This is a genomic window from Microcoleus sp. Pol17C6, from assembly GCF_036701145.1.
Classification (GTDB): Bacteria; Cyanobacteriota; Cyanobacteriia; order Cyanobacteriales; family Microcoleaceae; genus Microcoleus.
On sequence record NZ_JAUBQH010000005.1, the window covers coordinates 137441 to 150021 of the forward strand.

Genomic DNA, 12581 nt, shown 5'->3' on the forward strand with positions numbered 1-12581 from the left:
TAAATGTTCTCAGATTCTAAGCTATTACGCATCTAAATTGAATAGAAAGAGGGGCTTTCTTAACCATCCGACAATCCGATCGGACAAACTGACTGTCAAATTAGATGTGTAGCAGCTTACACACCAACCGGTTGACCAGCAGCGGGCATCATAGACGGATCGATCGCAATTCCTAAGCCTTCTGCGACTTGGCGGCCATAATTCGGATCGGCGCGGAAAAAATGGCACAATTGGCGCATCTGAATCTCCGATTTTGCTGCACTCAAACTTTCCACAATGTTAGCGATAAGCCGCTGCTGTGCGTCGGGTTTCATCAAGCGATAGAGGTCTCCTGCTTGGGTGTAATCGTCATTTCCCTGACGGTGATCGTAGCGATCGACTTTGACATTTCCTAAGTCCCAAGCTGGGTCAGCATAAACACAGTTTTGCTTCGGCGCATCCTCGTGGCTGTTTGGTTCGTAGTTGGGCCCGCTACCACCGTTGTTACCCGGTGCCATTGCGCCATCCCGTTGATAGTGCATCACCGGACACTTTGGTTGATTTACGGGCAATTGCTGATAGTTTGCACCGAGACGGTAGCGTTGAGCATCTGGATAAGACATGATGCGAGATTGCAGCACTTTGTCTGGAGAGAAGCTAATACCTGGAACGACATTAGAAGGAGAAAATGCCGCTTGTTCCACCTCAGCAAAAAAGTTTTGTGGATTGCGATTGAGTTCCAGAATTCCCACGTCAATTAACGGAAACTCTGAGTGCTTCCACACTTTCGTCAAGTCAAAAGGGTTTTCGCGATACTCTGCGGCTTGGGCCTCGGTCATTACTTGAATGCAAAACCGCCATTTGGGATAATTACCTTGGTCGATCGCCTCAAACAAGTCGCGAGTCGCATGATCGGGGTCTTTGCCTTTGATCTGCGTCGCTTCTTCGGCGGTGAAATTATCAATACCTTGCATGGTTTTGAAGTGGAATTTGCACCAAACCCGTTCTCCTTGAGCATTGATTAGGCTGAACGTATGGCTGCCAAAACCGTCCATGTGGCGGTGGTTTTTCGGCGTACCGCGATCGGAAAACAGAATAGTTATCTGATGCAAAGCTTCTGGACTCAGCGACCAGAAATCCCACTTCGCGTCAGCATCTTTGAGATGCGTTTGGGGATGGCGCTTTTGCGTGTGGATCAAATCAGGGAATTTGAGCGGATCGCGGATGAAGAAAACAGGGGTGTTATTGCCTACTAAATCCCAGTTCCCTTCTTCGGTGTAGAACTTGATCGAAAAACCTCTGGGGTCACGTTCGGCATCCGCTGAACCTTGTTCGCCGCCTACTGTAGAGAAACGGAGGAGAACCTGAGTTTCTTTGCCAACTTCTGAGAATAGCTGAGCTTTGGTGTAGCGAGTAATGTCATGGGTGACGGTGAACGTGCCAAATGCAGCGGCTCCTTTTGCATGGACAACGCGCTCAGGAATGCGTTCCCGGTTGAAGTGAGCCAGTTTTTCCATCAGGTGAAAATCCTGCATGAGGATAGGCCCGCGTTCACCTGCTGTCAAGGAATTCTGGTTATCTGCAACCGGAATTCCGCTAGCGGTTGTCAATGTTTTGTCTTCTGTCATAGTGGGTAAATTGATTGCTATATCCTAAGTATTCTATACCTTTCTGGGGATTAGGTGTTTCTGCGGAGGTTATTCTCAGATGGGCGATTTTGTGTTAAATTATTAGTGTGTTTTCAAAATTTGCTGAGTCCATTAAAACTAATTTCTCAATAAAATATGATTGATTTCTACACTGTGATTCTCAGATAAAAGGCTGATTATTGGTTTTTTTTGTTTAAACAATGGCTGGGTGGGTCAAAGAAATACTCCTGAACAATCTATTGATAAACTCAAACAAGCTAAGCTATGGAGTCATTTTTCCAAGTCTATGAATTAGAGTCTGATGTTTGTCTCAGGCCTCTTTCTATTAATGAATTACACGAATTTCTGACTTTAGAAGATGCCGAAGCCTCAGACACTTATGAATCCAGGAAAGTTTATGCCTAAAAACCTTCCATTTTTAAAACCTAAAGCATTACAGCAATTGCCTAATCAATACCCCAATCTTTCAGTTGTTCTGTAACTGATTGGATCGGCAAAGCAGCAGTAGTACCAGTACCAGATATAACCAGCTCTTGATTCTGTGTTCGACTGATGGTGTAACTACCTTTCCACACAACGCCAACAACGCGATTTTGCTGGTCTAATACGGGACTACCAGAATTACCGCGAGCTATAATTGCAGACATTTCTAACTCTTGGTCAGTCTTGGTGATGACTTCTCCTGTTGCAACTGTCGAATCCTCGGTGGTGTAGGGATATCCAATAATGCGGATAGGTGCGTTGAGGGCAACTGAGGCCGAGGATCTGGGCAAAGGCTGAATATCTTTCGGAATGTCGGTGACTTCTAGTAAAGCTAAATCTAGGTTGTCAGAGGCAGCAGTAATTTTAACACTCTTAGCGGGTTTCCGCTTGCGTAATTCGCCTGAGAGCGGTTTACTGTAAAATTCAACTTCAATTTTTTTATCGCCCTGGGGTGTATTTTTGCCCGCCGTTGCCACATGGCGATTGGTAAGAACCCAACCTTTGTTTCCCTGCCGTTTTACCACCCAGCCAGTACCATAATTTAACTCGGAAGAACTTTTAACAATAACTCGGACAACCGACCGTTTTAATGAAACAAAAGGTTCATCTTTTAAACTGGGCAATCGCTCTGGACTAGCCAACAATTGCGGATTTTTCTGCTGAGCTAAGAGCCGTTCCGTCTCTTTGAGAAATAATTTAACAGTCAGAGAGTTGGGATCTAATGCAATTGCCCTCTTACAGGCTTCAATTACTCGATCGAACTTCCCTTGTTGCTGTAAAGTAAAAATTAAATTGATGTGAGCTTGGGTATTTTTAGGGTTGAGTTGAATCGCTTTTTGATAGGTGGCGATCGCTTCATCTGGTTTCCCCTGCTTGTTCAGGATCACGCCCAGGCTGTTGTAGGCACTGTCATTTTTAGGGTTGAATTGAATCGCTTTTTGAGAGGTGGCGATCGCCTCTTCCAGTTTCCCCTGTTTCTGAAAAATCGCACCTAAATAGTAGTAATCTTCAGCATCATTGGGATCTATTTGGATGGCTTGGCGGTAAGCTGCGATCGCCTCATCTAATCTCCCCTGTTGCTGTAGGGCCCAACCTAAACGGCTGTAAGCTTCGGCATCATTGGGATTTATTTGGATGGCTTGGCGGTAAGCTGCGATCGCTTCATCTGGTTTGCCTTGGAAAAAAAACAGCAGATGGCCCAGACTTTTATAAGCTTTGGTATCGTTTGGATCTATTTGGACGGCTTGGCGGTAAGCTGCTATTGCTTCATTAAATTTCCACTTGTCAGAAAGCGCATTGCCGAGTAAGTTGTAAGCCCAAGCAAACTGAGGGTCAACTTTAATGGCTTGGCGGTAAGCTGCGATCTCTTCATCTTCTGCATTTAGACTACGCTGCACAATCGCTTGAACAATATAAGCAAAGGAGGTGAGGCGATTGGTAAACCACGGCAGTGTCGCTGCCACGTATAACAATAAGAAAACTGAGGTTAACTTGGGCAAGAATTTTTTAGGAACTTTTGGTAAAGGCATAATCTTTCTTTATTTCTAAGTTCGATAAGCCTAGTCTACTTCCTCGGAACTTGGTATGCTTTTCACAACTCCAGTTTGACTATAAATCTGTAACAATTAAAAATATAGTAGCTGTTCAGAAATTCTCTCAATGACTTTTATCCCATCCGAAGCGTTTAAATCTATTAGTTATCCCGATCGCACCGTAAAAAGAGCCGATCGCGCGGTCCGCTGTTCCCCTTTTCAATTACACTTCTTCCAGACAATCCGCGATAACAGTGTTTTCCTAACTGCGATCGCCTCAAATTCCGGTGTCGAAAGCGGCTACACGCGATCGCCCGTATCCGAACTCGTAGCCGAAAACTCCCTGCTGTGGCTGATCCAAGTCGGCGTGTTGCGGCGGGAAGTAGACGGACAAGGGATTACCGACAGTTTTCGCCTCACGCCCCTGGGCCGCCAACTCGTGGAAAAATGGGAACAGGAGGCACAGGGAGTGCCGGCCGCGTCATTGTGCGATCGCATGGGAAATGCCGTCAGCCGCGGGTTGGGAGTATTTCTATGAGGGGTTTTCACTTGCCCTAGTTCGACAGTCCGACAGGGAATGAATTCCCTGTCTCATAGCAAAAGTCGGTTAAAACCGACTGCAAGTCTAAATTCAACTTGATGTTGAGTTTCGCATTTCACGTTAATCAACCTCCTCAGTCCTCTTGCAGAGGACTTCCGCTATTAGACAGGGATTTCAATCCCTGTCGGACTCGCCGTCAAACGAGTTAGACCCCTTAAAGCCGTCAAGCGAAGGACGGGGTTTTAGACCCATTTTCTTGATAAATTAAATGCGCGATCACTTAACTAATACAAATTAAATTTAAATCGACTAAAAACAATGGTTCAAACCGCTTCTAAACCTTTGAGTCTCGATGATTTTCTCCAACTGTCGGAAACCAAACCCGCCAGCGAATTCATCGACGGTCAAATTATCCAGAAACCTATGCCCCAAGGAAAACACAGCACAATTCAAAGCGATTTGGGTGCTGACATTAACCGGGTACTCAAACCCCAACGCATCGCCCGCGCCTATCCAGAATTGCGCTGTACCTTTGGCGGTCGATCGACAGTACCCGATCTTGCAGTCTTTACCTGGGAACGCATTCCCCGCGACGAAAACGGCGAAGTGGCAAACACTTTCGCCATCGCCCCCGACTGGACAATCGAAATTCTTTCCCCCGATCAAAGCCAAACTAAAGTCGTCCGCAACATTCTCCACAGTCTCGCCCACGGAACCCAGATGGGCTGGCTGATTGACCCGGAAGAAGAACTGGTATTTGTCTATTTTGCCGATCGCACCATAGCAGTTTTTGAAGAAGGGGGCGATCGCATCCCGGTTCCAACCTTTGCCGAATCCTTTAATCTCACCGTCGGTGAAATGTTCAGTTGGCTGACTGAGTAGCGCCACCTCGATTTATGAATGATTTAACCGCAGAGGGCGCGGAGGAGGGAGAAGAGAGCTCGCCCTACGGATTTGGTTCGATCAAATGTGCGGTCGATCGCTTATACTAAAATATCTGGTTGTCAGCTCTTCAATGACGAGAGATGACTAAAGTTGTCACTACAAACTTAATTATGATTATTTAACCGGACTTGATATCATCTTTCAAATAACCGCTAACTACTAACAACTAACTACATAAAACGTTTCTCAAAAATGGAAGCTAAATCTTACAAAGACACGGTAAATCTGCCCAAAACCAAGTTTGATATGCGCGCCAACGCCGTCAAACGGGAACCAGAATTGCAACAATTTTGGGCAGATCAAGAAATCTACGATCGCCTTTCGGAAAATAACCCAGGCGACTTGTTCATCCTGCACGACGGGCCCCCCTACGCCAACGGACAACTTCACATCGGCCACGCCCTCAACAAAATCCTCAAAGACTTTATCAACCGCTACCAAATGCTGCGCGGCAAAAAAGTCCGCTATGTCCCCGGTTGGGATTGTCATGGATTGCCGATCGAACTTAAAGTATTGCAAAACATGAAATCGGACGATCGGCTAAATCTTACCCCGATCGAACTCCGCCGCAAAGCCGCCGCCTTCGCGCAGCAAACAATGGAACAGCAGCGCGAATCCTTCCAGCGCTACGGCGTTTGGGGCGACTGGGAACACCCGTATTTAACCCTGAAACCCGAATACGAAGCCGCTCAAATCGGCGTTTTCGGTCAAATGGTGCTCAAAGGCTACATCTACCGCGGCTTTAAACCGGTTCACTGGAGTCCGAGTTCCAAAACAGCCCTCGCCGAAGCGGAATTGGAATATCCCGAAGGCCACACGTCGCGCAGCATCTACGTCGGCTTTCATGTGAGAAAATTGTCAAAATCCTTGCAAACGAAGCTCAAGCGCTATATGCCGAGCCTCTGGGCGGCGATTTGGACGACTACTCCCTGGACAATTCCGGCAAACTTGGCGATCGCAGTCAATCCCGAACTGACTTATGCGGTGGTGGAACCGCCGGCAAATTCCCACATCGCACAACAATTTATGTTAGTAGCTGTCGATGCGGTCGATCGGCTGTCGGCAACTTTTAACACTGAATTAAAAATACTTGCCACCTTCAAAGGCAAAGAATTAGAAGGTTGCAGCTACAAACACCCGCTGTTCGATCGCGAAAGTCCGATCGTTGCCGGCGGCGACTACATTACCGCTGATTCCGGGACGGGATTGGTGCACACCGCACCCGGTCACGGACAAGAAGACTTTATCGTCGGAAAACGCTGCGGTTTACCAGTTTTAACACCCGTAGACGAGAACGGAAATTTCACCGCAGAAGCCGGACAGTTTGCAGGTTTAAATGTCCTGGGAAAAGGCGTCCGAGACGGCAATGGCGCAGTGATTGATGCCCTTGCAGCAGCAAATTGTTTGATAAAAGAGGAAAGTTACGCTCACTCTTATCCTTACGATTGGCGCACTAAAGAGCCGACCATTTTTCGGGCGACGGAACAGTGGTTTGCTTCCGTTGAAGGGTTCCGCGATGAAGCCCTAAAAGCGATCGCCGATGTGAATTGGATTCCCGCCCAAGGGGAAAATCGGATTACTGCAATGGTGGGCGATCGATCGGATTGGTGTATTTCTCGCCAGCGGACTTGGGGCGTTCCCATTCCCGTATTCTACGACGAAGAAACCAACGAACCGCTGTTAAATGAAGAAACGATCGCCCACGTGCAAGCTATCTTTGCTGACAAAGGTTCTGATGCTTGGTGGGAATTGTCGATCGCCGAATTACTGCCGGAATCTTACCGCAATAACGGCCGCACTTACCGCAAGGGTACAGACACGATGGATGTATGGTTTGACTCCGGTTCTTCTTGGGCCGCAGTTGCCAAAGGTCGATCGGAATTAAACTATCCGGCTGATATCTATTTGGAAGGTTCAGACCAACATCGCGGCTGGTTTCAATCGAGTTTGCTTACCAGTGTAGCAACTAACGGCGTTGCTCCTTACAAAACAGTTTTGACTCACGGTTTTGTGCTGGATGAAAAAGGCCGCAAGATGAGCAAATCTGAAGGAAATGTCGTCGATCCGGCAGCCGTAATTAAGGAATATGGAGCCGATGTTTTGCGGTTGTGGGTGTCTTCGGTAGACTACTCTGCCGATGTGCCTTTGGGCAAAAACATTCTCAAACAGCAATCGGATGTTTACCGGAAAATTCGCAACACAGCTAAGTTTTTGCTGGGCAATTTGCACGACTTCGATCCGGCGAAAGATGCCGTTGCTTACGAGGAATTGCCGGAACTCGACCGCTATATGCTGCACAGAATGGGCGAAGTTTTTGCGGAAGTCCAAGATGCTTTTGAAAGCTTCCAATTTTCCCGCTTTTTCCAAACTGTGCAGAATTTCTGCACGGTGGATTTGTCTAATTTTTACTTGGATATTGCCAAAGACCGACTTTACATCAGCGCGACAGATACCAGTCGCCGCCGCAGTTGTCAGACGGTGATTGCAATTGCTGTGGAGAATTTAGCAAGGGCGATCGCACCTGTTTTGTGTCACATGGCTGAGGATATTTGGCAGTACCTTCCCTATCCGACTCCTTACAAGTCCGTGTTTGAAGCCGGTTGGGTGCAAATTGATGCTTCATGGCATAATCCAGAATTGGCTACTCGCTGGCAGTATTTGCGGCAAGTTCGCGGCGAAGTTAACAAGGTTTTGGAAAAAGCCAGGATTGAAAAGGCGATCGGTTCTTCTTTGGAAGCTAAGGTTTTATTGTACGTTCCCGATGTTGAGAAACGGCAGCAATTGCAAGCTTTGAATCCCAGCAGCGAAGAATTGGTCGATTATGTGCGATCGCAAAATTCAGTCATCGAGTTAGCAGCAGAGGAGAAGGCAAAAGCAGCACAAGATCGACAGGAAGAACAAGCAGCAAAAGTTGCCAAAGTCTTGACAGAAAAGACAATTTATGTTGAGGAGGAAACGATAGAAAAGGGCGATCGATCTTCTGAGATCGTACAGTATTCTGTCCCTGAACCGTCGGCTTCAGATTCGCAGCCAATCTTAGATCAAGCCGCCGAGTTTTTAGCTAATTTGCCTGAATACGCGGGCAACTTTTTTACAGAATACCAACAAGCGCTGGTAACACTTGGGCTGTTAGCCTCTGTGTTAGTAACGGGCAGAGTAACGCTGGCGATTTTGGATACGATGAATCAGATTCCGATGTTGGGAGGCTTCTTTGAAGTCATCGGCATCTTATTTACAATCTGGTTTGCTTTCCGTCACTTGCTGTTTGCCGCCAACCGTCAAAAAATTGCAGAACAAATTGATTTCCTGACAGCAGATGTGGTGGGCCGGAGTACAGCGCTTGTACTTGCAGAAACAAAGGCGATCGTCCTCGCACCGGCATTAGATACAGCGCTTGTGCTTGTAGAAACAGAGGCGATCGTACAAACAGCCCCAGCCGAAAAAGTGTTTGTAGAAACACCCGAAATCCCGCAAGCAGAATTAGTTGCGATCGATTCCAAACCAGAAATTCCTGCTGAAATAGCTGTAACGCCCGATTCTACTATGACCGGCAAGGGTGTAGACGAACTGCGGTATTTGTTCATTACTTCGGAAGTGGAACTGGTAGAATCGAATGCAATCCTGCAAGAATTGCCGTACAGTTATCAGTCTCCAGAGTTGGCGATTGGTGTAGTGAAAGCAGACGGGGAAAAGTGCGATCGTTGCTGGAATTACTCGACTCACGTCAGCGAGTCGATCGAACATCCGCTAATTTGCGAACGCTGCGTTTCAGCAGTAGACGGCAAATTCTAACGTAGGCTGCGCTTCGGGAAAAATTCTTGAGTTTGTGGTAGCCACATTCAGCCCGAAGCGCACCTTACAATAACTTCATTTGCTTATTTCTGATTAAAAAAACGGCAGACGATTTCACCAGGGTTTTTTTGTCCAAACGCCAAAACAGTTCCATCTTTCTTAACTGTAGTGCGATCGCGGCAATTGTAGACTTCCAGAGGCTGTTTTACTCCATCAACACTCAGAATTACCCTGTATTCCCAATAGTTTTTCGCACTGCGTTTGATATCGACAATGCAAATCTCGCGCCCTTGATAATTGCGACATACAGAGGCCTCAGCAGGAAGCGCCACCGAGAAAAAAGATATTAATAGCAAAAAGTAGCAAACACATTTCATCATCTGCGATCGCATTTTCCTTTACGCTACTCCGAACCCTGTATGCGGACGCTTGTAAGGTGGATGCAACCCCAACACAATATCATCCTCAGACACTCCCATCTCGACAAATTCCCGTGCAATATCCACTTCTGTCATATTGCGCTGAATCCAAATTTTGCCATCCTTGATATCCAAATGAATGAAACAGTTGTATATCCGCTTTAGTCCCTCCCAGCCAACATCTAGTAACTGATAGTGGTCGTGTTCCCAATCAAAAACAAGCTGGCATTCAACGTCTGAATTAGGCTTTTCTAGCGTGGCTTGTTGAGTTAGCAATTTGCGGATACACTGGCGGTAATGCTCTACTCTTTCCATTCCACAATTACCTCTTTTTTACAGCATCGTGAAATAAATCTCTACCAGCTATTTCTCCCTCATACAGCTTCTATATCTATCTTATAGCAGCCAAAGCGCGCAAGCTGCTGCGATCGATCGCCCTCACGTGGCGACATCGTAAGATAGCTGAACCATACCAGAACTATATGTCTGACATCCAGTTAACTGCAAAGCTGTAGTATTTATGGGATTAACAAATAAAGGAATTCCATCGCCTAAAATAAGCGGATGAACCGAGAGAATCACTTCGTTGACAAAGTTTTGATTCAGGAAATCGCGAATCAGCAGAGCACCTCCCACCAACCAAATATTTTTGCCCTCAATCAAGCGCAAATCATTGACAAAACTCTCTAAATCTGTTACCACTTCCACATCCGAAGTGGCTTGAAAATCTAGATTTTTCGTAAAAACATAACTCTTTTTTTCCTGGTACGGATACTCGCCAAAAGTTAGAACTTGTTCGTAAGTCTTTCGACCCATGAGAACCGTATCGATGCTATCTAAGAATTTATTATAACCGTAATTTTGGTCTGTAAACAGCCAGTCAATATCGCCATTCGAGCGGGCGATATAACCGTCCAGACTAGATGCAATGAATAGTACAATTTTACGCATGGCAAAACCCAGATTTTTGGAATGATTGGGGCGAACATCGCCCCAGTAACCTTAATTTTAAATGATTTAGTGTCGTGACGGTAGCTTGAGTTCGATACCCAGCTTTTGACCGACATCGATCGCCTTATCAGCAAAATCAGTCACGCCAGCGATGCCAACTCCGATCGCAGTACCCGCCGCTACAAGAGCTGTTAAGCTTTTCTTTAATCGAGTTTTATTCCATTGGTTTTCCGGTTTCTTGATTTCGGTTTCAACATCTTCAATATCGATAATTATCCCCTCGCGGATGTCTTCGGGAAACTGATCGGCGGTTTCACGCATCGAGGAAATCAGTTTGAAAAGTTCTGCGGTATTGGTGTTATTGTTTTGCAGGGATTGATTGCCAGCAACTTCGGCACTGTTCGACGAACCGCCGATATTGCCGGAGAAGTTAGCACCTTGAAAAGCACCTTGAAAGTTGTTGGTTTCAGAAGAGTTTTGAGTCATTTTTGCTTCTGCTTTATTAATAATTGGTCTACTAACAGCTAATTTAGCGATATCTACAAGATCGTCATATTCTCTTCCGTATTTTTCCATTTCTCGATCGCCCATTTGGTTTCTGCGCCGAAGTTCGATCGACTCATAGCCATCCAGCAACTGCCGCAAATTCAGACGCAGCTTAAGTTTGCCGACAAGCTTTGTATTTTCGCCCATATCCTCCAGCCCTAGCAATTCATCATAATCCAGCGGATCGGCATCGGGATAATCCGGAACCGGCACCCATTGACTGATTTCCAGATTGGCAAAAGAGTTGTGGATTTTGGTAAACGTATCGCGAATCATGCTGAGGAAAGAACGCCGCGTCGATTCCCGCCCGCTAACGGCAATAAAGATTTTCTTATCTTCCGGGTCAGATTTAATCCGGGCGATGTTGTACACCTCAGCGCCTTCGGTGTACTCCAGCATAACCCCCGTGCGCCAGTGGGTGCAGTTGTGGATTTTGTCGTGGTTGAGGACGATGAAGCGCGAGAGGATGCTGTCGGGGAGGATGCGGTAGTGATATTGAAATTCCAGGGTTTCGCCTTGGAGTTTGGTGTTTTGCGGTTCTTCTTTGGGCAAGATGCCGGGGATGAGGAAAGTCGGCGCGGGACAATGGCTGACGGGGAAGCAGAGTTCAAATTCCTCCATCAACCCAGTGAGGCAGTGGTAGCGGTGGCTGGGATATTTATTTGAGTCGAGGATGCGGCTGAGGTCGGCGTAGGTGAGAATGCCTTTGGTTTTGACTTTGAGTGCGTCGTCGCTGAGGAGGGCATAGATGCCTTCTGTCACCCAGTGGGGATTGAGGATGTTGGTGGATTGCAGGATCGGGTGTTCGCGGAAGTTGAGGACAATGCCCAGGTTGTGCAGCAGTCCGATCAGTTGGGTTTGGTCGGTTTCTGCCAGGATGTTTTGTGTGGCGCAGATGGTGGCGTATTCGCTGATGCTGATGATGTCTTTGTCGAGGTTTTCCAGGCGCTGCTTGACTTGGAACCAGCTTAGCGGCAAAAGATCGTAGACTTCTTTGAGTTGGGAGATTTCGGTGTTGATGGCGCTGCGGAGTTCGTCGATTCCGGTTCCGCTTTGGCAGGAGGTTTCGATAATCGCTTTGATGTTGGGATACTTGTCGCGCAAGGCTTTGCGGTTGAGATCCAGGGGTTGTTCGTCGCACTTGTTGCCGACGAGAATGACGGGGGATGCGTCGCCGAAGCTTTCGATCAGTTTCAGCCAGTATTCGAGGCGGTTTTCGTCTTCGCTGGTGCGGCAGTTGCACACCAGCAGGTAGAGGCTGCGTTTGGTAAGGAAAAATTGGTGGGTGTGGTGATTGATTTCTTGTCCGCTAAAGTCCCAGACGTTCAGTTTGACGGGTTTGGTGTGGACTGTAATTTGCCAGTCGGTGATGGTGATTCCGTGGGTTTGGGGTTCGTTGGGGTTGTATTTGTTGTGGGTGAGGCGGTTGATCAGCGAGGTTTTGCCGACGCTGGCTTGCCCGACGAGGAGGACTTTGGCTTCGTTGAGGGGGCGGACTTCGCCGCTGCGGAGTTGGCGCAGGTAGTTGAAGATGGTGGCGGGAGTACCGGGGGCTTCGTTCCGGTTGGCGGGCCCTAGAACTTCTGGAGAAATGGGCAGGGGATTGTCACGGAGATCCAGGTAAGTAGGTAGGCGCTGTAAAACACAATTATGTAAACGGCTGTAAAGTATTCAAATGCCCTAAGCGTGGCTAAGTTAGCCCTGTTTACATACAGTTACATAGCTGTGTTTAATCCCGCTTACC

10 protein-coding genes are annotated in these 12581 nt (G+C 47.2%); 4 read left to right on the forward strand and 6 right to left on the reverse strand.

Annotated features, from left to right (window positions below; translation table 11 throughout):
• Positions 1-116: 116 nt before the first annotated feature.
• A complete protein-coding gene (locus tag QUA25_RS04545) occupies positions 117-1607 on the reverse strand; it encodes a catalase (protein WP_333035920.1) in 1491 nt (496 codons plus the stop codon).
• Positions 1608-1892: 285 nt separating this feature from the next.
• Between QUA25_RS04545 and QUA25_RS04550 the strand changes: the two genes are divergently transcribed.
• Complete coding sequence (locus QUA25_RS04550) at positions 1893-2033, forward strand: hypothetical protein (protein ID WP_333035921.1); 141 nt, start codon at positions 1893-1895, stop codon at positions 2031-2033.
• 41 nt (positions 2034-2074) lie between these two features.
• On the opposite strand, the gene QUA25_RS04555 is transcribed toward QUA25_RS04550, so the two are convergent.
• Positions 2075-3640, reverse strand: coding sequence for a tetratricopeptide repeat protein (locus QUA25_RS04555; RefSeq protein ID WP_333035922.1), 1566 nt, complete (start codon positions 3638-3640; stop codon positions 2075-2077).
• A gap of 130 nt (positions 3641-3770) precedes the next feature.
• Here QUA25_RS04555 and QUA25_RS04560 point away from each other — a divergent pair, with 130 nt between their 5' ends.
• From QUA25_RS04560 to ileS, 3 genes are all read left to right on the forward strand, one after another.
• Entirely contained in the window at positions 3771-4181 is a 411-nt protein-coding gene (locus QUA25_RS04560; protein ID WP_333035924.1) for an Npun_F0494 family protein, read from the forward strand.
• A gap of 321 nt (positions 4182-4502) precedes the next feature.
• Positions 4503-5066, forward strand: coding sequence for a Uma2 family endonuclease (locus QUA25_RS04565; RefSeq protein ID WP_333035926.1), 564 nt, complete (start codon positions 4503-4505; stop codon positions 5064-5066).
• 255 nt (positions 5067-5321) lie between these two features.
• On the forward strand, positions 5322-8921 hold the full coding sequence (ileS, locus tag QUA25_RS04570) for an isoleucine--tRNA ligase (protein ID WP_333035928.1): 3600 nt from the start codon (positions 5322-5324) through the stop codon (positions 8919-8921).
• Between the two features lie 83 nt (positions 8922-9004).
• On the opposite strand, the gene QUA25_RS04575 is transcribed toward ileS, so the two are convergent.
• The 4 genes from QUA25_RS04575 to QUA25_RS04590 all read right to left on the reverse strand — a co-directional run bounded on the left by QUA25_RS04575 (position 9005) and on the right by QUA25_RS04590 (position 12508).
• Positions 9005-9277, reverse strand: coding sequence for a hypothetical protein (locus QUA25_RS04575; RefSeq protein ID WP_333035929.1), 273 nt, complete (start codon positions 9275-9277; stop codon positions 9005-9007).
• 42 nt (positions 9278-9319) lie between these two features.
• Positions 9320-9655 (reverse strand): XisI protein, encoded by a 336-nt coding sequence (locus tag QUA25_RS04580; protein ID WP_333035930.1) that lies wholly within the window; start codon positions 9653-9655, stop codon positions 9320-9322.
• Between the two features lie 123 nt (positions 9656-9778).
• On the reverse strand, positions 9779-10291 hold the full coding sequence (locus QUA25_RS04585) for a dihydrofolate reductase family protein (RefSeq protein ID WP_333035931.1): 513 nt from the start codon (positions 10289-10291) through the stop codon (positions 9779-9781).
• Positions 10292-10357: 66 nt separating this feature from the next.
• Positions 10358-12508 carry a COR domain-containing protein gene (locus QUA25_RS04590; RefSeq protein ID WP_333035976.1) on the reverse strand — a complete coding sequence of 717 codons (2151 nt, stop codon included), beginning with the start codon at positions 12506-12508 and terminating at the stop codon, positions 10358-10360.
• Positions 12509-12581: the final 73 nt, after the last annotated feature.

Coding starts and splice junctions, on each gene's coding strand:
- QUA25_RS04545 (WP_333035920.1), bottom strand. CDS start 1,607: ATGACAGAAGACAAAACATTGACAACCGCTAGCGGAATTCCGGTTGCA.
- QUA25_RS04550 (WP_333035921.1), top strand. CDS start 1,893: ATGGAGTCATTTTTCCAAGTCTATGAATTAGAGTCTGATGTTTGTCTC.
- QUA25_RS04555 (WP_333035922.1), bottom strand. CDS start 3,640: ATGCCTTTACCAAAAGTTCCTAAAAAATTCTTGCCCAAGTTAACCTCA.
- QUA25_RS04560 (WP_333035924.1), top strand. CDS start 3,771: ATGACTTTTATCCCATCCGAAGCGTTTAAATCTATTAGTTATCCCGAT.
- QUA25_RS04565 (WP_333035926.1), top strand. CDS start 4,503: ATGGTTCAAACCGCTTCTAAACCTTTGAGTCTCGATGATTTTCTCCAA.
- ileS (WP_333035928.1), top strand. CDS start 5,322: ATGGAAGCTAAATCTTACAAAGACACGGTAAATCTGCCCAAAACCAAG.
- QUA25_RS04580 (WP_333035930.1), bottom strand. CDS start 9,655: ATGGAAAGAGTAGAGCATTACCGCCAGTGTATCCGCAAATTGCTAACT.
- QUA25_RS04585 (WP_333035931.1), bottom strand. CDS start 10,291: ATGCGTAAAATTGTACTATTCATTGCATCTAGTCTGGACGGTTATATC.